The 22,229-nt window shown below is 35.7% G+C and carries 17 protein-coding genes and 1 pseudogene; 7 read left to right on the top strand and 11 right to left on the bottom strand.

Going from position 1 to position 22,229, the window contains the following annotated elements:
* Positions 1-71: 71 nt before the first annotated feature.
* From ACFX5U_RS16300 to ACFX5U_RS16330, 7 genes are all read right to left on the bottom strand, one after another.
* A complete protein-coding gene (locus ACFX5U_RS16300) occupies positions 72-1,286 on the bottom strand; it encodes a hypothetical protein (RefSeq protein WP_400261462.1) in 1,215 nt (404 codons plus the stop codon).
* Complete coding sequence (locus tag ACFX5U_RS16305; RefSeq protein ID WP_400261463.1) at positions 1,258-2,430, bottom strand: hypothetical protein; 1,173 nt, start codon at positions 2,428-2,430, stop codon at positions 1,258-1,260. The genes ACFX5U_RS16300 and ACFX5U_RS16305 overlap by 29 nt, the downstream gene beginning before the upstream one ends.
* Before the next feature lie 199 nt (positions 2,431-2,629).
* Positions 2,630-3,724, bottom strand: coding sequence for a metallophosphoesterase (locus tag ACFX5U_RS16310; protein WP_400261464.1), 1,095 nt, complete (start codon positions 3,722-3,724; stop codon positions 2,630-2,632).
* A 4-nt stretch (positions 3,725-3,728) separates the two neighbouring features.
* Positions 3,729-4,592 (bottom strand): SdiA-regulated domain-containing protein, encoded by an 864-nt coding sequence (locus ACFX5U_RS16315; protein ID WP_400261465.1) that lies wholly within the window; start codon positions 4,590-4,592, stop codon positions 3,729-3,731.
* 6 nt (positions 4,593-4,598) lie between these two features.
* Positions 4,599-4,874, bottom strand: coding sequence for a hypothetical protein (locus tag ACFX5U_RS16320; RefSeq protein ID WP_400263607.1), 276 nt, complete (start codon positions 4,872-4,874; stop codon positions 4,599-4,601).
* A 10-nt stretch (positions 4,875-4,884) separates the two neighbouring features.
* Positions 4,885-6,669: a polyphosphate kinase 1 gene (gene ppk1 / locus ACFX5U_RS16325; protein WP_400261466.1), complete on the bottom strand. Its 1,785-nt coding sequence runs from the start codon at positions 6,667-6,669 to the stop codon at positions 4,885-4,887.
* 3 nt (positions 6,670-6,672) lie between these two features.
* A complete protein-coding gene (locus ACFX5U_RS16330) occupies positions 6,673-7,824 on the bottom strand; it encodes a Pycsar system effector family protein (RefSeq protein WP_400261467.1) in 1,152 nt (383 codons plus the stop codon).
* A 727-nt stretch (positions 7,825-8,551) separates the two neighbouring features.
* On the opposite strand from ACFX5U_RS16330, the pseudogene ACFX5U_RS16335 reads away from it, so the two are divergent.
* Positions 8,552-10,463 (top strand): annotated as a pseudogene (locus ACFX5U_RS16335) (family 78 glycoside hydrolase catalytic domain); the annotation flags it as partial.
* A gap of 21 nt (positions 10,464-10,484) precedes the next feature.
* Positions 10,485-10,796 (top strand): alpha-L-rhamnosidase C-terminal domain-containing protein, encoded by a 312-nt coding sequence (locus ACFX5U_RS16340; protein WP_400263608.1) that lies wholly within the window; start codon positions 10,485-10,487, stop codon positions 10,794-10,796.
* 177 nt (positions 10,797-10,973) lie between these two features.
* Here ACFX5U_RS16340 and mnmE read toward each other — a convergent pair whose 3' ends face one another.
* From mnmE to ACFX5U_RS16355, 3 genes are all read right to left on the bottom strand, one after another.
* Positions 10,974-12,350, bottom strand: coding sequence for a tRNA uridine-5-carboxymethylaminomethyl(34) synthesis GTPase MnmE (gene mnmE / locus ACFX5U_RS16345; protein ID WP_038700010.1), 1,377 nt, complete (start codon positions 12,348-12,350; stop codon positions 10,974-10,976).
* 759 nt (positions 12,351-13,109) lie between these two features.
* Positions 13,110-15,047 carry an LTA synthase family protein gene (locus ACFX5U_RS16350; RefSeq protein ID WP_400261468.1) on the bottom strand — a complete coding sequence of 646 codons (1,938 nt, stop codon included), beginning with the start codon at positions 15,045-15,047 and terminating at the stop codon, positions 13,110-13,112.
* A gap of 9 nt (positions 15,048-15,056) precedes the next feature.
* Positions 15,057-16,937, bottom strand: a complete 1,881-nt coding sequence (locus ACFX5U_RS16355) for an LTA synthase family protein (protein WP_400261469.1) — start codon at positions 16,935-16,937, stop codon at positions 15,057-15,059.
* A gap of 325 nt (positions 16,938-17,262) precedes the next feature.
* On the opposite strand from ACFX5U_RS16355, the gene ACFX5U_RS16360 reads away from it, so the two are divergent.
* From ACFX5U_RS16360 to ACFX5U_RS16380, 5 genes are all read left to right on the top strand, one after another.
* Entirely contained in the window at positions 17,263-19,878 is a 2,616-nt protein-coding gene (locus ACFX5U_RS16360) for a valine--tRNA ligase (RefSeq protein WP_280565957.1), read from the top strand.
* Between the two features lie 171 nt (positions 19,879-20,049).
* The gene (locus tag ACFX5U_RS16365; RefSeq protein ID WP_400261470.1) at positions 20,050-20,328 is read left to right on the top strand and encodes a hypothetical protein; all 279 of its coding nucleotides are present in this window, start codon (positions 20,050-20,052) and stop codon (positions 20,326-20,328) included.
* A 55-nt stretch (positions 20,329-20,383) separates the two neighbouring features.
* Entirely contained in the window at positions 20,384-20,923 is a 540-nt protein-coding gene (locus tag ACFX5U_RS16370; RefSeq protein WP_400261471.1) for a hypothetical protein, read from the top strand.
* 134 nt (positions 20,924-21,057) lie between these two features.
* Complete coding sequence (locus ACFX5U_RS16375; protein ID WP_038700020.1) at positions 21,058-21,252, top strand: YqaE/Pmp3 family membrane protein; 195 nt, start codon at positions 21,058-21,060, stop codon at positions 21,250-21,252.
* Positions 21,253-21,326: 74 nt separating this feature from the next.
* Entirely contained in the window at positions 21,327-21,626 is a 300-nt protein-coding gene (locus tag ACFX5U_RS16380; protein ID WP_051959999.1) for a DUF4342 domain-containing protein, read from the top strand.
* A gap of 46 nt (positions 21,627-21,672) precedes the next feature.
* Here ACFX5U_RS16380 and ACFX5U_RS16385 read toward each other — a convergent pair whose 3' ends face one another.
* On the bottom strand, positions 21,673-22,104 hold the full coding sequence (locus tag ACFX5U_RS16385; protein ID WP_038700023.1) for a Dabb family protein: 432 nt from the start codon (positions 22,102-22,104) through the stop codon (positions 21,673-21,675).
* Positions 22,105-22,229: the final 125 nt, after the last annotated feature.

The following is a 22,229-nucleotide window of genomic DNA, read 5'->3' on the forward strand; positions in this document are numbered from 1 at the left end:
AAGCAATCATTGTCCATCGCGAAGTTAAGAAGTACCAGTAAACTAAAAGTTGATGTAAATCAAGATTTACCCTAATCTATTGCCTCATACGAGGTGAAATTGATACCCACCCTTAAAGCTTGCAACCCCTTAACTCCCTGCAACTCTTCCAATTCCAATTCTTCCAGATCATCTAATAATGTTCCATTCTTTTGTAAATATTGTATATAGCCCAAATACTCCTTTTCATCATTCTTCGTAAAGTAAACAATTGCTATTTTACCCGGTTGGGTCAAGCGCTCACTCGTACCTTTAAGGGTTACCTTATCAATTCTCCTCTTAATGATCTGGTAACGAATATTATAAGAACCTTCTACATCAAAACGGTGCTCATCTGTTCTAAAATTGATATCAATCAAATTAGCATTGACAAAAATAAGCTGTGTAGTCAGTAGATGTTTACCCATCTGCTCGAGTAAACTATGCGTAATTTTCCCGATAGCAGCCATTGAAGTCAATTGCCAAAGTCGAATATTTTTAAGGTATATCTCATTAAATTTTTTATTCGGTGCAATAGATTGCCCTATGTATATATCATACTCAACTCCATCTGATCTAAATTTCTCGAAATAACAAGGGTAAGAACTTTGTAATTCTTTATCAAATAATTCCAAATAACCACTGATACCACTATTTATCAATTGAATGGAGTTTTCTAAAATGTTACGATTTTTATAGACAATACCCTCTATAGGGTGAACTGCTTTTTCGTATCCGTTGATTAAGGTATGGGCTTCTTTTGAATACTCCGTAAAATAGGTTAGCACTTCAGGCACATTCTGATTAAAGAATTCATTGACTTGGATTTGGAAACTATCCATCATCTCTTCATTGATTTCCTGTAACCATCGCCTACAGTTAAAAATCATTTCATCAAGAATAACAATGCTGTGCAGATCCTTTAACCGAACCAATAGTTTTTCTAGTAACTCTAAGTGAACGACCATATCCTGATATACTGCTTTGTTTCTTTCAATGGTTGAGTTCCTGATATCAACAGCACCATATAAGGGATATACTTGTTCGAATTTAATATCGCCTATAATAGGCCTAGGCTTCCCTTCCTCCAACTGCTGTAAATATGTCCAAGCTTCTTTATTAAACTTCCACTGTACGGCTGACTGAAGGGAGGTAAACTTATCTTTTATAACCTCATTTATTTTCGTCTCAAAGTCAACGATTTCATCTTTTAATAATTGTGCAAGTAGTGTACTCGCACTAAATATACGCGCTAGAAACCTGTTCATCTAAAACAACCTTCTTCTTGGTGAAAACTTCTATAACTCCTACTAGCTCTTTATTATGAGCTATCGGAATCAAGGCATAGTTTACCACATCCAACTCTTTTAATTTATCCCAGAAAAATTGTATGTTTTTATCTTCTGGCGATTGGTCATTACTGAATACTAGAATTTGAGGCTGTTTAATAAATTGATCCAATATTTCCTGAATATGATCCTCACTCATTTTATTATTCTGAAATAAGGAATAGATTATTGAATTCTTCTTATTTTTAAAATCAAAGACTACTTGAGCATTTAGCCTCAAAAAGGGTAAGAGCGAAAATTCAATATCTGCACTTCCTGCAAGTATTTTCAAAGCCTGTATGACATGTCCGTAGGAATCTGAGTTTTCAACCCCTCTAATAATCATGTTTTTGATATTTTCAAGGGCTTGTTGTGCAGTAACATCAGTAACTGTTAAAATTGAGAAACCATCTAATCGGATTTGATCCAATGGAAGTATTGATTTTATTATTTCAAAATTTAGGGTTTTTGAAAACTCATCTCTTATCTTCGAGCGGTCAATAATGGGTAATTCTCCTGTTACATTCACATCTACGAAAGAATGATCGATATGGATTCTATAGTACTTTTGCAGACCCGAAGTAGCATCTTCAAATGAATGTATCAGCTCTAAATGTTTTGCAGGATTTATACCATATAATCTTTCCAGAATAAATGCGTACAACATGTTCGTTTTATCTGATGAATCCAATGGATTCTGACTAATCCTTAATTGATCTTGGCACACATGCTGCTTCAGAAGCTCATAAAATTTATCTGTGCCAAAACATATTTTTTGTCCTATCGGAAACCCAATAGCCCAATAAGCCTCTTCTTCTTCCACTAACGGCGGGTTTAATGAGGCATGGATTAACCTGAATATGGGTTCAAAGTGAACAATATTTTCTTCATTTACAGTTCCATGTACTTCAAATATGAGCTTAAACTCATGGAGTACATTCTCGAAAAAATTCTTCTTGATTGAAATTTCATTCCTCGTCCTTTCTTTTAAATAATTTAAAAACGGTTCAAAGGAGAACTTTGTTTCAATTTCAGGAAATTGACCTCCATCTTCATTTATGATATCGAATAATGCTGATTGCATCTTTTTAAAAGTTTAAATTAACACGGGCTTAAACATTGAATATGAATATCCTTTTTTACAACGATCGTTTGTCTCCATTTTTATCAAATCGTAAAACGAATCAATCTAGGAAGGACTCTTCTGCTATCAAAATTACTTCGTAAATTTATTTAATGACTAAATATCCTCAATTTAGAAGTCTTTTATTGCATGGCTAACCCTATTTCCTGAGGGGTATGCAATATACAAAATCCTCCTTTATTCCATGATTATCATAACGATAATAAGTAATACGAGTACTCCGATCCAGCATCATATCTACTGCAACAAAACCCTGTTTAGCATTTTTATAAAGCAATTTCTTATTGTTCTTAATAGCGGAACTTTTAGCTCCGGAACCACTTACTATTTGATATTGATCTCGATTTTTGATAAACTGCAATCCATGATCATGGCCTGCTACATAAATGTAATTTGGGTGTCCTTCGAATACCTTCCCAATGCTTTGTTTCAGACGTTTATATGTAGGATGGCGCATATCCTCTGCATTTGAAAAAGCAGTTGAACGCAATAATGGATATAATGATCCAATAACAGGTAACGGTAAATAAAGGCTTTTATTAATCAGGGTCAACGGAAATAGGTGATCTTTCAACGAATAATGGCCCCCATGTATTCCAAAAGATTGCATAGGGTGATGTGAGGCTACCAATACCATTTTGTCCTGATTCTTATCCAGTATGTTTTTTAGTTTTGCCAAAACCTCTACCTCAGAGTTACATGCGCATTCATGATTAGGATTATCTTTTTTATAAGGAAAAAGCCACCATTCACTATCATAAGCAATAATAACCATCTGATCCGAGATCGGGATTTCAATCGGGTCAGGGCATCCATTTGCTGGAATCAACCGCAAGAGAGAATCATTTTGTTGCGCTAAATAATCTCCTTGAGCCCTAATCTTTGCTAATCCATCCTTACCCGACCTGTCCCAGTCATGGTTTCCAGGGATAAAATATACGGGTGCACCTTTTGCTCGCATCGGCTCATATTGAGAACGCAAGATTTCCGCAGTTTCTACTTCCTCTTGGTCACCCGGAAGCCCCATTCCACGCGGATAGATATTATCTCCCAAAAACATAACGGTCGTTCTACCCTTTAGAATTAAATCTGCAGCAAGTGGTATGATGGTTTCTTGTTTAAAATTTATCTCACCAGCATCGCCTATAAAAATAACGCGATTGAGCACACTATCTTGAGCAATAACTTGAGTCATTGAAAAGGATAGCAAAACTATATGGATGAATTTTAACATATGATCAATTCAATTTAAATTTTATTAATGTTGCTTTATTAGTTTTATCCCCACCCTCATTTCCTATATATAGATTACCCGAATGATCGAAGGCAATGGCTTCTGGCTGATTAAAAACAGTTGGATTCAAGGGGTAAGCTCCTATCACTTCCCATTTATCATTGGCAACCACGAGCATCTTATTGATAGAAGAAAGAATAAACCATTCATTCGTCTGTGTGTTTTTAGTCAATGCCGACGGACGGAAACTCTTTCCGTTCAAACTACTAAGACGGTCAATTTGTTCCTCATCTATTTTAAATTCACCTTTGCGGGAAACTTCGCCATCTTTAGCAAGTGCCAATATATATCCGGTCAATGTTTTAGACCCTTTATCTACCGTGCACTTTTTACATAATACATATAATAAACTATCCGCTGTTGAAGCTGCTAATGATTCATATTCCTCTTTTGGAATCAGACTCTCTGCGACTTTTACATTTGACGCATTTTTTTGACTCATATCAGCATGAGGAAAAGTATAAATAGTACCCCTGCTTTCCATAACTGCCACATAGCCATTATTAATAGCAATACCTTCATAATCACCTTTTTTTGCAAACTTTATCTGTTGCAGATTTTGTTCACCTGGAGCGAAAAAATATACGATACCATGCTCATCTTCATTAGCGAAAATATATTGTGAGCTTTCTTGAGGGAAGGCTATACCAGATATTTCATGTAAGGCATCTGGCAAGAATTGCTTTTCGCCATTATTTAAATCATATCCCTTTGGACTTACAAAGCTTTTAGGGGTTTGTGCACATGCCGAGAAGAAAAATAAGCTTGCTATCGGCATACATATCCAAAATAATTTTTTACTGTTCATATGATATTAGTTTAAGGGATTTTCAATTTGTTTACAATAGTTATAAATACGATCTTGGGCACGCAGTCCTTTACTCGATAAAAATTTTATCGGTTCCATATTTCCATCCAAAAGTTCCGCAGAAGTATCGTCTTCCAGTTGTAAGGCGATAATGGTTTGTATTTCTTTTTTCAACCGTTCATTTATAATCGGAAAACAGACTTCAATACGATTAAATATATTTCGAGTCATCCAATCGGCAGATCCTAGATAAACTTGTTCGTCACCGTTATTATAAAAAATAAAGACTCGGCTATGTTTCTAAATAACGATCAACGATACGTCTCACACTTATATTTTCGCTCAAGCCAGCTACTGCGGGCACCAAACGACATATACTTCTAACAATTAGCTGAATTTTTACCCCCGCTCGACCTGCTTCATATAATTTTTGAATCATTCCCTTTTCTTCTAAATTATTTACTTTTATGATAATCGAAGCAGGAAGTCCATTTTTTGCATGTGCAATTTCCTGATCTATAAGCTTAATAAAGCGCTCTGACAAATTAAATTGAGCGACCAAAAGATGGTTGAACCGAATAGTATAAGTAGATTCTTTGTCTCTTATCTCTGTCAGCATATTAAAAACTTCCTTTAATTCATAAAGAATTTCTTGATTAGCAGTCAATAATATGTGATCCGCATATACAAAAGCTGTTTTTTCATTTAGATTCCCTGTAGACAGCAATCCAAAGAATTTTTCCTGACCGTCTTTTCGTGTTTTCACCAGAGCAATTTTAGCATGTACCTTTAAGTTTGGAATACTATACAATACTTTTACTCCTGCGTCTTTTAATTTTTTAGCCCAGTAAATATTATTCTCTTCGTCAAATCTTGCTTTTAATTCTACAAAAACAATTACTTTTTTCCCATTTCTAACTGCGCTTAGTAAGGCATTCAGAATCTTTGAATCACTCGCTACCCGATACATGGAAATATAAATTTCTTCAACATCCCGACTTAATGCCGCTTCATTAAAAAACCGTAAAATAACCTGATACGATTGGTAAGGCGTATGTATTAAAATATCTTCCGTTTCAATTTCTGCAAACAAAGAAAAAGATCTGGTTTTAAAGCTATACGGAATCGGAACTTGTGTTCTGTATTTCCAATCTTTTTTATCAATTGGAAAAGAAAATAAATCGCTTAAATTATGATAGTTTCCTCCTTTTATTCCATTAGATCTTCGCAGATTAAAGAGCTTGTTGAACTTTTGTAAAAGTTCATCCGGAAGATCTGGTTGGTACAATAAGCGCGTAGCAATTCCAAAATCTCTTTTCTTAATTTGTTTTTCTATCTTTTCCAACAATGAGCCCTCAAACTCGTTGTCCAATTCTAAATCAGCAGTTCGTGTCACTTTCAATGCATAGATACCTGTAATAGAACACTCTGGAAATACCAATTTCAGATTTTGCCGAATAATATCATCAATAAAGACAATATATGTTTTATCTTCATCTGAAACTTTGTAAAAACGAGCTATTCGGTCGGAAGGAATATTAATAAGACCCAATTTTTCAGTTCCTTGCTCTTCAACAGTAAAGATTAAATACAATTGATTGTTTTCAGGAAAAAAAGGCTCATCATCAAGTATCCTAATTTCTAAAAATGAAGCTATGCTTTCATAAAAATAATCCCTTGTTTGGGATGCAATAGTTTCGGGTATAATACCATCGTATACGACAAGTATGCCTTCATCCTTCAAATCGGGAATGATATCTGCTACTAAAGTATTTCCAAAAAGAGCTAATTGCTTTTCTATTTGTAACTTGGCTTTTTTGTATATATTCGTCTCGTTAGGTACATAATCATCATGACTTTCCTCATTTTTAATCTTTTTCAATGCAGAAAGCACCGGCATGCGCACCCGGTAAAACTCATCTAGATTAGAAGAAAAAATTGCTAAGAAATTAATTCGTTCCAGCAAAGGAACCTGTTTGTTTCCAGCCTCCTTCAAAATCCGCTCATTAAAAGATAACCAGCTTAAATCCCGATTAAACAACCTCAAATTAACTGATTCACCATTTGTATCGTTCATATCTTAAGCATTAATAATGACGACAATAACAAAAGCAAGTACAGAAACAATTAACCCATACATGAATATATTATAAGCTAAGCGGAGTAATTTGAATTTACGTCCCAAAACAACTCCCTGGGAGTAAACATCTTTAATTAAAGTACTATAGAGGTAATCTCGTTCTTCCATCATGAGTTTCATCCCATTACTATAGCTTTCTAGGTTCATTTGGTAAAAATTACCGAAAAATAAGAGATTGACTTTCTTATTTTTCAGGTCATCTGGTGTGTATTTACCATTTGGGACAGAAGGTCGAGTTGCGAGAATCGCTATCACCATCGTAATCAGACTAGTAAATAGCAAAATAGCAGTAGGGAATACCAGATGTACATTATTATCTAACTTACGCAACAACAGTGCAATAACAACCGATAATATGATGGAGTTTACCGTAATTAAGATATTTGATTTATTGTCAGCCATATCACTTAAGCGCTGATTGTTGGTTGAAGTAATTCGAAACATGGTCTCAATACCCCGCTCTGGCCTTCGATTATTTTTTTCTTGACCGCTAATTTCCGACTCTTCTTTCTGTTTTAAAGCCTGGATATTTTGTTGCTTTTTTTGATCTAATAAGTTACGTCCATAATCGGTATGGTAATGATGAGCTTCCATCAATTTAATGGTGTTTTTACGCCACTCCTCTTTAGTTGCAGTATATCCACAAGCTTTTGCCTCTTGGCGCATCAATTTATTACGAGCTTCAAACCGATCGCTCCCAAAATGATACAAGTCTGCATCGCAGACAATTTCTTCAAGGAGATCTTTAGGAGATTGTGGTAGTTTTGTCGCCAAAATACATCCTCGAATTGCAAGAATAATGCTCGTATCAACCTGCTTCAAGTGTAAAAATTTTTCCGCTATTTCTGCACCTCTTTCTTCATGATTATCTTTACCATTAATGCAGTAACCAAGATCATGAAAATATGCCGATAGCGTCACAATAGCTGTATCTCTTTCATCGAGGTTATAATAGTCTGCCATCTTCTTCACGGCCTCTACCACCTCTTCAATGTGCGCTCGGTTATGGAAGCTCAGCTTTGAAAGGTCATGGTCATCCATATACTTATGTACGTATTGTGCTGTTTCATTTATCAATTGAGCGTAATCCATGAGGTCTAAAATTAGTATTATTTTCAGTAATCAATTGTGATTTAATGTTGTCTTCTCCTTGTCTTAAAGATAGGGATTTATCGGAAGATATTTTCTTACGATTTTAGAGATTTAACAGCAATCCTCTCCGAACGAAAAACTTAAGTATTTTTTTTAAACCCTTTTTTATTTGACTAAAACGCATTAGCTTTAGAGATATATTGCTAGTAAACAATTTCTGCGCAATATATCAACCAATATAACCTCTCAAATCTAAGGTTAGTTAAAAATAAAAATAATTCGTCAGTAGTGAATCGATTACTGTTTTTGGAACAAAAAACCACACAAAATGAAAAGAACTTTATTGATTGTTGCACTAACTGTAGGCTACAATCTTTATGCACAACAGAAGCTTACGGTATGTGAGCCAATCAAATTAAAATGTGAACATCTAAGTAATCCATTGGGAATCGATATCCAAAACCCTAGGTTAACCTGGATGTTGAAGGACGATAGACAAGGTGCTATGCAGACTGCTTATCAGTTATTTGTAGGGACAGATTCTATAGCTGTCGATAATAACAAAGGTGAGGTTTGGGATACCGGTAAACAGTCGAACGGAGATATTATCGTTTCATATTCAGGAAAGGAACTTAATCCATTAACCAAATATTTCTGGAAAGTAAAAATCTGGGATAAGGATGGTAAACCGACGACTTCTAAGATTGTTGCTTTTGAAACAGGCATGATGGGAAGATACAATTGGAAAGGCACTTGGATCAGTGATCATCATGATATCCATCATAAAGAGGCTCCCTACTTCCGCAAAGCATTTGAGGTGAAAAAGACTATCAAATCGGCACGTGCTTATATTGCAGCTGCGGGGCTATATGAACTGTCGCTCAATGGTAGAAAAGTAGGTGAAAACTGGCTTGACCCCATGTATACCCGATTCGATAAAAGGACATTATATGTTGTCCATGATGTAACGCAACAATTGCAGTCGGGTGAAAATGCCATTGGTGTTATATTGGGAAATGGATGGTATAACCATCAATCTCTTGCCGTGTGGGATTTTCACAATGCACCATGGAGAAATCGACCTGCCTTCTGCATGGACCTCCGCATTGTTTATACAGATGGCACTGAGGAGACCATTGTATCTGAGCAAGACTGGAAAACTTCTTCGGGGCCTATAACTTATAATAGTATCTATACAGGTGAACATTATGATGCCCGCTTGGAACAAGAAGGATGGAATACAGCTAATTTTGATGATTCAAAATGGCAGGGGGTAAAATATCGTAGTGCTCCAGCAGATCTCATTATTTCTCAACAAACTGTACCTATCCGGTTAATAACACCCTTTACCCCAAAGTCGACCCAGAAAATTGATGATAAAACCTACGTATTTGACATGGGACAAAATATGGCCGGTGTTACCCATGTAAAAGCTAAGGGTGCTGCGGGTACTGTGCTCAAAATCAAACATGGCGAGCGCCTACATACTGATGGCCGAATTGATATGGCTAATATTGATGTATACTATAGGGGAGATAAAGAGAATGATCCTTTTCAGACCGACATCTTTACCCTAAGTGGTAAAAAAGAAGATGAATTTATCCCAAAGTTTAATTACAAAGGATTTCGCTATGTTGAAGTTACCAGTAGTCAACCCATCTCCTTGCAAGATTTAAAAATCACCTCCTACTTTATGCATAGTGATGTCGAATCTGTAGGTGAGGTAAAAACCTCTTCCAAATTGGTCAATGATCTTTGGAAAGTAACCAACAATGCTTACCTATCCAATCTCATGGGATACCCAACGGATTGTCCTCAAAGAGAAAAAAATGGATGGACAGGCGATGGCCACCTCGCTATAGAAACTGCTTTATATAATTTTGATGCAATTACAGTCTATGAAAAGTGGCTAGCCGATCATCGAGACGAGCAGCAACCAAATGGTGTATTGCCAGACATTATCCCTACTGGGGGATGGGGATACGGAACAGCAAATGGATTGGACTGGACAAGTACCATTGCTATCATACCGTGGCAGATCTATATGTTTTATGGCGATAGCAGGTTATTGAAAGATTGCTATGAAAACATAAAACGATATGTAAATTATGTAGATCGAACCAGTCCTAGCGGATTGACTAGCTTTGGACGAGGGGATTGGGTTTCCTGTAAAGTCAACTTCAAATCTAGAACTTACCTCTTCCATTTATTTCTATGTAGATGCGACTATATTAGCATCCGCAGCTAAACTATTTGGCCAACAAGAAGATTATGCGAAATACGATGCTTTGAGTAAAAAAATAAAAAAAGCAATCAATGATAAATTTCTAAATCGATCGACTGGAATTTATGCAAGTGGCACACAGACTGAATTGAGTATGACTTTACATTGGGACTTGGTACCTGAAGATATGAAAGATAAGGTTGCTGCCAATCTTAACAAAAAGGTAGTAGAGACAAATTTTCATCTTGATGTAGGTGTACTCGGAGCAAAAGCCTTATTAAACGCATTAAACAACAATGGCTATCAGGAGACTGCCTATCAAGTAGCTGTACAGGATAGTTACCCCTCTTGGGGATGGTGGGTGGTAAATGGCGCCACTACTCTTTTAGAAAATTGGGACCTAAAATCGGAAAGAGATATTTCTGATAATCACATGATGTTTGGAGAAATTGGGGGTTGGTTTTTCAAATCTATAGGTGGTATTCTTCCTGATGCTGATCAACCAGGATTTAAACATATCTTATTGAAACCTTCATTTCCTAGCACGCTAGATCAGTCTGAAGTGACACATAAATCACCTTACGGATCGATAACTTCAAAGTGGACCAAAAACAAAAGGACCATCAATTATGAAGTCGCTGTGCCTCCAAATTCAACAGCGACGTTTTATCCTCCTGCAAATATAAAAGAACAAACAAACATACAACTTAGTGCAGGAAAACATAAACTCGTTTTAACCCTGCTGTAAGAAGTGCTTGACCATTCATATACCAAGTAGCTGATGGTCCATGATAGTAGTGATAATAGCTGACAAAATTAGGCTGCAGCATATAATAGAAGTACAGTAAAATAAAAAAATCAGTAGTAAAATATACTACTGATTTTTTTATATGATTGGATAGCATTTTTACTATCTACAAACAGATTACTTCCCGATACAGAATTTCGAAAATATATTATCCAACAAATCATCTGTTGATACAGACCCTGTTATTTCACCTAAATGATAAAGTGACTGACGGATATCCATAGCTAAAAAGTCTGAAGTAACTGGATTATCAATACCATTAAGTACACGTTCTAAAGATGATTGTGTATGTTGAAGAGCTTCTACATGTCGAATATTAGTCACTAAAACATCATCAGTATTCAAGTTTGCTAAATTTACTTGTTGCAATAATTCATCTTTGAGTTCCTCCACTCCTATTTGCTCTTTTGCAGAAATATACAAAGGCTGCAATACCGCATACTGTTGCTTTTGTTCAACGCTCAATAAATCAGATTTATTAATAATAGTTACAAAAGGAATGTTTAAAAGTTTCACCTCCTCAATCTGGGTTTCAATATCCTGCACCTGATCTTGTGTTGGATCAAACAGATAGATGATCAAGCGTGCTTGTTTCATTTTTGCTCTAGTACGCTCTACACCCTTGGCTTCGATAACGTCTATTGTTTCGCGAATACCTGCCGTATCAATAAATCGGAAAGTAATTCCCTTGATATTGATTTCGTCTTCAATCGTATCTCTTGTAGTGCCTGCAATTTCCGATACGATTGCACGCTCTTCATTCAATAGTGCATTTAAAAGTGTGGATTTACCCACGTTCGGTTTACCTGCGATAACCACTGGTACACCATTTTTCAATACGTTTCCTTGCTCAAAAGAAGAAATAAGCTTACTCACTACTTGATTTATCTGCTTAATCAGATTTTTCAGTTGATCACGATTTGCAAATTCCACATCTTCTTCAGAAAAGTCCAATTCCAATTCTATTAGTGACGCAAAATGAATCAAGTCGTCACGTAATTTTTTCAATTGATTGGAGAATCCTCCTCGCATTTGCTGCATAGCGATTTGATGAGAAGCAGCTGAATTTGAAGCAATCAAATCTGCAACAGCTTCTGCTTGAGACAAATCCATACCTCCATTTAAAAACGCACGTAAGGTAAATTCTCCAGCTTTCGCTGCCCTAGCTCCTTTTTTAATGAGTAAACTCATCACCCGCTCTATGATATACTTCGAATTGTGCGTGGAAATCTCCACTACATTTTCTTTTGTGTAAGAATTAGGACCTATAAATAGGGAGACCAATACTTCATCTATAATCTCTTCGCCATCACGTATGGTGCCGAAATGAAGGGTATGAGAAGATTGCTTGAGCAAATTCTTTCCTCGAAATACTTGATCGGTGATTACAATCGCATCCTTTCCTGAAAGACGAATAACTGCAATAGCGCCGTTACCACTAGCTGTGGCTAATGCCACAATTGTTTCTTGTTCCAAAATAGTGTGTTCAGACATCTTGCAAAGATAAGGATTACAGCCGTAGTTCACTGGTAAATAAACGATATATTTAAGGTATGATCAGTACATTAAGTATTAAATTATACGAGCATTTTTCAACCCAGAAGTTCGCTCATTCTCATTAAACGAGGGCAAAATACCTAGAATAGGTTAGCCTAACATAAAATCATTGAATTTCTTGACATCCGAGTAGTGTTAGGGCACTCATTGGTAATGATTCGAGTATGACAGAGGACTGGTTCGGCAATTGTATGGAGCTTGTTCGCCTAATAACCGAAGGATAGTCGAAGGTCATTCGAAGCACGGTCGAACAATCATCGAACCAGGGCCAAGGCTGTGTCCCATCAGTCCCAAATCGTTGGCACACATGGTATGGACTTGCATGGAGTTTTAAAGACTTACAGGGACTTTCATGCACTTTCACCTTCATAGTGAACCAAAGTGTACTAAATTACTTTTGAGCTATAATATTGCTTTGGTACGGTAGCAACTAGTAATTACTAAAGTGATTTAGGGAGTGAAAATTAAATTGGCTACCAAAAAATAAGTCCTGTTTTTTGACTTTAAAATAATTACATTCAATAGATTGTGTACAATAATATTAATAAAGAAGAGGCGGTGGAATTAAGCGGCTACTAGCAAAAAAAGCAATTAAGTTAAAATCATGTTATTACTTAATCGCTTTTAAAAATTGTTTATCAACACCCTCTTTTCAGTATCTCTGCGCGCAGGGATACTGAAAAGAGATCTCATTCGTTATTTTTGTTTCCCGTCGAAAATAAGTTTATTTTCAATCATCCGATTATTATATTGTTGTTCAAAAGCTTGAAGTTTAGTATCCATAGTATCTAATACTGCTGGGTGCTGCTTGAGGATATCTTGCTGCATAAAACGATCTTCCTTCAGATTATGAAGGGATACATTTTTTGTCCCATCATTGATCAACATATAATCTTTGTAGTAGAAGTTATATGTACCTGCATTATTATTGATTACAAAATTTTCTTTTGTTGGATTCAATGCATCAAAACCAAAGGCAAAATAAGGTTTATTATAATTTAAATAATTCAGTACCGTAGGCATGATATCTATTTGTTGTGCCAACTTATCACTTCTACCTTTTAACTCTCCTCCTGGAGTATACAAAATTATAGGGATGGCAAAGCTATTAGCAGCAGTTTTATATTCAGGTAGCGCACTAACGGTTGCATGATCGGCACAAATGACAAATAAAGTATTTTTATACCAAGGCATGGTCGCTGCTGTTTTAAAAAACTGACGTAATGCATTATCGGTATAACCTATTGGTTCTTGTACAGGCAAGGGTCCTTTTGGAAACACACCTTTATATTTTGTCGGTACTTTAAAAGGGTGATGCGAAGATAACGAGAAGAAACTGGCAAAAAATGGTTGTTTGAAAGTATTGATTTCATTGGCCATAAATTGCATAAACGGTTCGTCCCAAATGCCCCAGATACCATCAAAATCCGCATCATTATTATATTCATTTTTACCATAATAATGTTGAATACCTGCTAGTTTCATATAAGCAGAGAACCCCATACTCCCGTTTGGAGCACCATGAAAGAATGCCGTTTCATAGCCTTCATTTCCCAATAAATTGGCGATACTAGTTGTCTTATTGCCCGAATAAACCGATAGTACAAAAGGCTCTCCTACAGAAGGAATTCCTGTAATAACAGACGGAAGCGCATCGATTGATTTACGTCCATTAGCATAGGTATGTTCAAAAGTATATCCTTCACGAATCAAAGAATCTAAAAATGGCGTGTAACCTTTGTATTTTCCATCTTGGATATCCCTATTTAACTCTCCAAAATGTTCCTTTGCGAAACTCTCTAGAATCAAAAAGACAACATTCATTTTTTTGAATGGCTCCCTACTTTCTGGATAGTGGATAGGATTATAGATATGGTCCAATTCTTCTTGTGTAAACGTATGAATGGGTTTCAAATTTACGGCTTTCAGAGTCTTCATCATACTAAAAGGTGTATTTAACACGATGTTCATTTCCTCTGGGTTTGTCACATAATCTCCCGCATTACTTAATGTAATGGGTCTGGTACTATGTGCCCATCCACCACGAACTCCACCTATAAACAGAAATATACTTAGTAAAAATAAGGCTGACTGAATGCTATATGCTCCCCATTTAAAGGTCGCTGGCCTATATATCTGCAGCAAGTCATGCAACTTAATTAAAACGTATACCAAGACAGCAAACAATATAAACAAGTACCAATAATCAACGCAAAAATCAAAAGCTAAGGACCAAAGATTCTGTTCATTTGCAAATTGATCAAAGACTGTACCTGTGGTGCGCTTCAATGTAAAAGGGTAATATGCAAAATCAATCAAATTTAAGGCTATACCAATGGAGTTTGTGATAACAAAGATCCATTTCGCTATTTTTTGATAGGTCGCATTGTACTTAAATGGAGCTGGGATAATTTGCATCAAGAGATAGAGTACATTTAAATATAATAAAGCTACAATATCAAATTTAACCCCTCCCCATAGCATCAATGCTAAATGCTCAACACTGACATTTGGAAATAAGGAATAATTGATCCAATAAAATCCCAATCTTAAAAAAGCGTAAATCAACAACAGCATCAAGAATCGAATCAACAACCCTAAATACGGTGCGAAAAAACCTTTCAATTTAATCATATTTTCTAATTAATATTTTAAAAACTCATGATACACTTCCTGATAATAAGCTTTTCCAATGTTCAATAAACTATCCGTTTTTGCATGGGGGAAATTACTATTTTGCTTGTAATTGATAATTTTCCCGACATTATCAAAACTAACCGCCTGCTCTGGTGTAATGACACCAAATGCATCTTTGGAATTATAAAAAGCAATCTGCGGCGTTGTTGGATTTAACAGATCTCGGCTCCAATGATAACGTTCGGAAGATAAACCCAATTGATGGAGTAAGGTCGCCACCATATCCGTTTGATTTCCTATTTTATGAAATTTCTTACCTCTAAATTCTGGTTTTATTACATCTCCAAAAAACAACAATGGAATATGGAAGCGGTGTGGGTTCGACAATTCCCATTTCTCAGCAGGTAATCGATGTCCGTGATCTGCTACAACAACAAACAAAGTATTTTTATACCAGCTTTTACTTTTTGCCTGATTGATAAAATCATAAACCACAGAATCGGTATAATATGCTGTACTTCTAAATTTATCGGCATTCGTTTTAGTGCCAAATTTATAACCATCTTTCAAGTTAAATGGTTCATGATTGATTAACGTAAAAATGGTTGAAAAGAACGGCGTTTTTTCCGTATCAAAGTCATGCAGCATGCGTTTTAAGACAACATGATCATACACTCCCCATGATGCACGATCTACATCAACCCCAAAGCTTGCATTATCAACCACTTTGGAAACGCCATGCATCAACATATAGGATTTAAAATTATAAAATTCACTTTGTCCACCATGATAAAATGAGCCGCGGTACCCCACGCTGCTTAACTCTTGGCCAACGGCTGGTAAATTTTCATGCTTATCGATATACTTGATAATACTCTCTGGACCTTGAGCAGGGAAAGCGCTAAAAATACCGACCATTCCTTTATCCGAACGATCTGCCGCAGCATAGATATGATCAAAAAACACACCTTGGTTAATTAATTTTTCAATATTGGGTGTGACTCCCTTTTCCCCCCCCATTGATTCAATCAGTCCCCCGACGAAACTTTCCAACATAATAAAAACTACATTTGGTCGATTTGTTGTTAATATCGAAATAGCTGAATCTGGATTTGCTTGAAATGCTGGTTTTAAAATAGCTTTCATTTCCGATTCATCACTATAAAATTGATATGGACTTTTTAACCGTGTACTTTTAGAGAAATAATCACGCAGTAGCGCCCATTGTGTATTTACTGCTGCATGGTTATAGAAACTTTCCTCAGAGAAATATGCTTTACTGGGATTTAAAGTTGCTCTGCCATAGCCGCCTCGTATAAAGGTAAATAATAAGAGTGCACCAACCAAAAATTTAACAGCATTCTGCCACGGTAATTTAATGTTATAAAAGTGTACCTTTTTGAACATCCAACGATAGAGGAAGTAACCAGATACGATACCAACGATCATACCAAAAACAGGAAAAAATACTGGCGTGGACTCCGCTGAAGCAACAGCTCCTGAAGGAGATGCTAAAAAAGCATCAAAAGCACGTTTAGAGATTTTATCGCCCCATTCTCTATATATATTAATATTGATGAAAGAAACCACGAAGTAAATAACCAACAAACTAATGGTATAAACATCCAATACTTTTCTTTTAAAATGTACTTGAGGTAAGAAAGATAAAATGCAATAAATGAAGAAAGGAATAGCACATATATAGGAGACTGCAGAAAAATCTAAACTGAGACCATGATAATAGATTCTAAAAACCTCCGACAAATTTTCAAACCCAATCTTCTCAAAAAAAGCAGTGATAAACAGCAATCGATCGATAAAGCATATGAGCAGCCAAAATAAAAAGTATTGAGTTAGGGCCTTCAACTCATTGGCAATTCTATTCATGTTTAGTAATTTTTAAAACACGCAAATGTACGCTATTTCAGGAATAATAGATTGCTATGTGACGATTATGTTATAAAAATATTATCATATCATCAATTCTTGCATATAATATAAGCTACCCAAGTAAAGAATTATGAGTATAAAGACAAGTAATCAAGCTTAAAGAAGCAATTCCTTCTTACTTAACTGCTTCCTAATTATATTTATACTGCCATTGCTAAAATCAAAATATCAAGGAAATACACATTTTTTAAATAGAAATATTAAACTTCAATAAAACAACTAAATTCGTTAAATTTGCGAACGATTTTGAAAAAAAATTATCATGAGTATAGCAAAAACTTACAATCCTAAAGAAGCTGAAGACAAATGGTACAGCTATTGGATGGAGAATGGATTTTTCCGTTCTACACCTGATGAGCGTGAACCGTATACAATAGTAATGCCTCCTCCAAACGTCACTGGTGTATTACACATGGGACATATGTTGAACAATACCATTCAAGATGTATTGATTCGTCGCGCACGTATGCAAGGTAAAAATGCCTGTTGGGTACCGGGTACCGATCATGCATCTATTGCCACTGAAGCTAAGGTTGTCGCTATGCTGAAAGAGCAAGGAATTGATAAGAAATCATTATCGCGTGAAGACTTCCTAAAACATGCTTGGGAATGGAAAGAAAAATATGGTGGTATCATCTTAAAACAACTTGAGAAATTAGGTGCCTCATGTGATTGGGAACGCACAAAATTCACGATGGATGCTGATTTATCTGAATCGGTTATCGATACTTTTATCAAATTTTACAAAGAAGGTTATATCTATCGTGGTGTTCGCATGGTAAACTGGGATCCACAAGGAAAAACAGCTTTATCTGACGAAGAAGTAATCCGCAGAGAAGTAAATCAAAAATTATACTATATCCGTTATAAAATTAAGGATTCAGATGAACACATCATCATCGCAACGACTCGTCCCGAGACGATCATGGCTGATGCTGCTATCTGTATCAATCCAAATGATGAACGCTATACACACCTAAAAGGAAAAACAGTACTTGTACCTTTAGTTAATCGTGAAATTCCAATCATCGAAGATGAATACGTGGATATGGAATTTGGTACTGGTTGTTTAAAAGTTACTCCTGCACACGATTTAAACGATTATGCTTTAGGCCAAAAACATAATTTAGAAATCATTGATTTATTAAACGATGATGGAACTTTAAATGCCAATGCTCAAATTTTGGTAGGTGAAGATCGTTTCATTGCTCGTAAAAAAATCGCAAAACTCTTAGAAGAAGTCGATCAAATCGAAAAAATTGATGATTACAAATCTCAAGTTGGCTTCTCGGAACGTACTGATGCTGCAATCGAACCGAAATTATCGATGCAATGGTGGTGTAAAATGGATAAACTAGCACAACCTGCATTAGATTATGTGGTTAGCGGAGAAGTAAATCTGATACCAGACAAGTTTACATCTAGCTATAAGCACTGGATGGAAAACGTGAAAGATTGGTGTATTTCACGCCAGTTATGGTGGGGACAGCGGATACCAGCTTGGTATAATGAGAAAAACGAATGGGTAGTTGCTAAAACTGAAGCTGAAGCTATTCAAGAGTTTGAGTCGCAAGGAAAAGCTACTGGAGCGATCCGTCAAGAAGAAGATGTACTGGATACATGGTTCTCTTCTGGTTTATGGCCAATGTCAGTGTTCGACGGTGTCCGTAATCCTGAAAATGAAGAATTCAATTACTACTACCCGACCAATGATTTAGTTACTGCTCCCGAGATTCTTTTCTTCTGGGTAGCACGTATGATGATCATGGGGCATGCATATACAGGGAAAGCTCCTTTCAAAAATGTATACTTAACAGGTATCGTTCGCGATAAATTGGGACGCAAGATGTCTAAGTCATTAGGAAATTCTCCTGATCCAATCGAATTAATGGCACAATACGGTACAGATGGTGTACGTGTAGGTATGTTATTATCTTCACCTGCCGGAAATGACTTGATGTTTGATGTTTCTTATTGTGAACAGGGCCGTAATTTTGCAAATAAAATCTGGAATGCCTTCCGTTTAGTAAAAGGATGGGAAACAACTGATACAGCTGCAACTGAGGCTCAAAAAACAGCTGCAAGATGGTTTGAAAGCAAATTCAATGCTACTTTAATAGAGATCGAAGATCACTTTAATAACTACCGTTTATCCGATGCCTTGATGTCTACCTACAAATTAGTATGGGATGATTTCTGCGCTTGGTACTTAGAGTTGGTTAAACCAGCATATCAAGCCCCTATTGAAGCCGAAACTTTTGAAGTAGTAAAAGGATTTTTCAAACGCATATTAACCTTGGTACATCCATTTATGCCTTTCTTATCAGAAGAATTATGGCATGATGAATTATTCGGTGAACGCGATGCAAAAGATTGTATCATCGTTGCGGACTATCCAACTGTAGGTGAAATCGACCAAAAAATAATTAAAGAGTTCACTATCGTACAACAGATTATTTCTGAAGTTCGAAATATCAGAAATACGAAACAGATCTCTCCAAAAATTGCTTTGCCTTTAGCTATCAATTCAAGTGAAATTGAATTTACGAGTTACCAAGATAGCATCATCAAATTGGCAAATATTGAAACATTAACTTTTGTTCAGGAAAAAGTTAATGGCGCTATCAGTTTCTTGGCAGGCAAAGAAGAATGCTATGTTGCACTTGCAGAAAATATCGATGTTGATGCGGAGCGTGAAAGAATTACAAAAGAAATTGATTATTTAAAAGGTTTCTTGGTTTCTGTAGATAAGAAGTTATCGAACGAGCGTTTTGTTCAGAATGCGAAGCCTGAAATTATTCAAAACGAACAGAATAAAAAAGCAGATGCTGAATCTAAGATTAAAATCTTGGCTGAAAACTTAGCAAGTCTATCATAAAAAATATTACTAAAAAGAGGCCAACTTTCTTATCGAAAGTTGGCCTCTTTTGTTAGACAGAATAGGACATAGAATCAAAAAAGCCATACTCAATAGTTGGAATTAAAATTGCATTGTAAAAACAGATCGCAAAAGAAAATTATATAGATATAAAACAATAACGGTTAATAAATGAAAAAAACAATGTTTTTGCTCTTATTTGTCCTTACTTCTTTATTTGTTCGTGCACAAGAGCAACCTACTGCTTATGCAGTATACGATGAGTTCGATTTATGGAATTTTAGCAAAGGTGATACAGCTTATATTTTTGCTGACATCGCTTATATCCGTAGTAATGCCAGCACCAATGCTACACTCATTGATTCTATAACAGCGGGAAATAGTGTTGTAATTGCCAGCGAAGGATATAATGGAAATACTATAAGAGGGTTTCCATGCACCTTGGTATAAAATAACGTACATAAAAAACAACGTTGAGAAAGAAGGGTTCATTTGGCTAGGCCTTTTGGCTCTCAATAGTATCCAGAACGAAGATGGTGAGCAATTTATTTATGGTTTTAAAAAATTCAAACCATCTACTGAATATGCAGCAGCTTATTATGAGGCTCAGATAAAGGTGTTTAATAAGGAAAAGAATTGTATTGCACGTGCCGATTATCAAGCAGATGTAAATGATCAACTCGGTACAGAAACAAAAATCCTACCGGCAATGGGATTGAAAAACATCAAAAACATTCATCGCTCAGCATTTCTAAGTGAATCTTGCGGAGTATCAACCCAATATTATTATTTCGCATGGAATGGTCATGAGCTGATTCATTTTCCGAATAAAATGACAGTTTCTGACGCAGGTGTATTCTATCATGACGAAACCATTCTTTTCCCCTCAGAACATTTAGGCGACCAAAATATGATTATTAAAAGGATTATAGAGGGTGAAAACACAAGTGAAGATATGGAAGACCCTAAATATAAGGAAACTAAAAGCCAGATTAATTATATCTGGGATGGGACTACTTTGAGTGAAATCATGGAAATGCGTTGATTAACTTGTAATGATAATGCGCTATTCACCATTTAACAAAAGATATTCACCGATTGTTTCCGGCCGTTTACCTAATGGGAATGTCGATTAATTGCGGTAATAATTATCTTTGAACAAATATTAAAATAATAGATATGATCCTAATAGCAGTATTACTACCCTGGTTATCCTTCTTTTTAAGGGGAAAAATATTTTCTGGAATCTTATGTTTGATTTTGCAGTGTACACTTATCGGTTGGTTGCCCGCGGCAATATGGGCTGTGGCTTCCCGAGTTGATGGTAAAAACAAATCTAGATTTAAAGAAATTAAACGTCAACAACGTTTTTAACATTTTTTTAGCAACAATTATTGATTGAAAGTGTTTATATTTAAAAACAACATCAATTTAAAAATCAATACATTATGGGCATAAAAGAAACATTTTCTATTAATGGAGAGAATCTATTAAAAAAGATTAAAGAGCTCATTGCTGAAGGCAATGTGACCAAAATCAGTATTTCTGATAAGTCTGGAAAAGAAATTATGAGTTTCCCGGTGACTGTAGGTGCTATTGGGCTGATATTCGCACCAATATTTGCTGCTATTGGTGCTATGGCAGCATTATTAACAGAGTGCAAAATAACCGTTGAAAGAAAAGTAAAGGATACGGATGACCACGATCAAAACGCGGACGATACATCACAAAATATTGAAGTAAAATAAATTTCGATACTAAAGGGAGAAACTGCATTCTCCCTTTTGCATATTGCTAACTAAGTACGGTATCCCTCACCTCGACTTGTTTCCAATATTTACTATATTGGTCAATCCCCGCCAAATGATCAGGATGTACTTCATATGCTGTTATCGCTTCTAGACTTGAAAAGGTTAACATCACGTGGTACGAAAATGAATTATCAACCACGTCTCTTGCATTAGTACCTGCAGGTTTACCAATATGGCAAGATTCTACGCCTGGTACTTTTTTTAAAATCTCAAAAAAGTTTAAAAAGTCTTTTTCTTCTTTTTCCTGAATACCATCTTTTAGCCAGAAATATACACTGTGAAAGATATACCCTGCCTTAAATCCATCGCTTGTTTCCATATTTTTAATTTCTTTTTCTGTATTTGCACATGAGGCTAAAACTGTTCCTGCAGCGCCCGCAAGCACCAATGATTTTAAAAATTTTTTACGTTCCATTATTTTATAATTGATCTATCTAATATACATAGAAAAAAACAGATGGACAATCTTAAATTCATGGTAAACAATACAGGGTATTTTATAGAAATAAGGCATTATTTTTGATTAATATCCTTAACATT

The sequence above is a fragment of the Sphingobacterium sp. SG20118 genome (genome assembly GCF_044740685.1).
Taxonomy (GTDB): Bacteria; Bacteroidota; Bacteroidia; order Sphingobacteriales; family Sphingobacteriaceae; genus Sphingobacterium.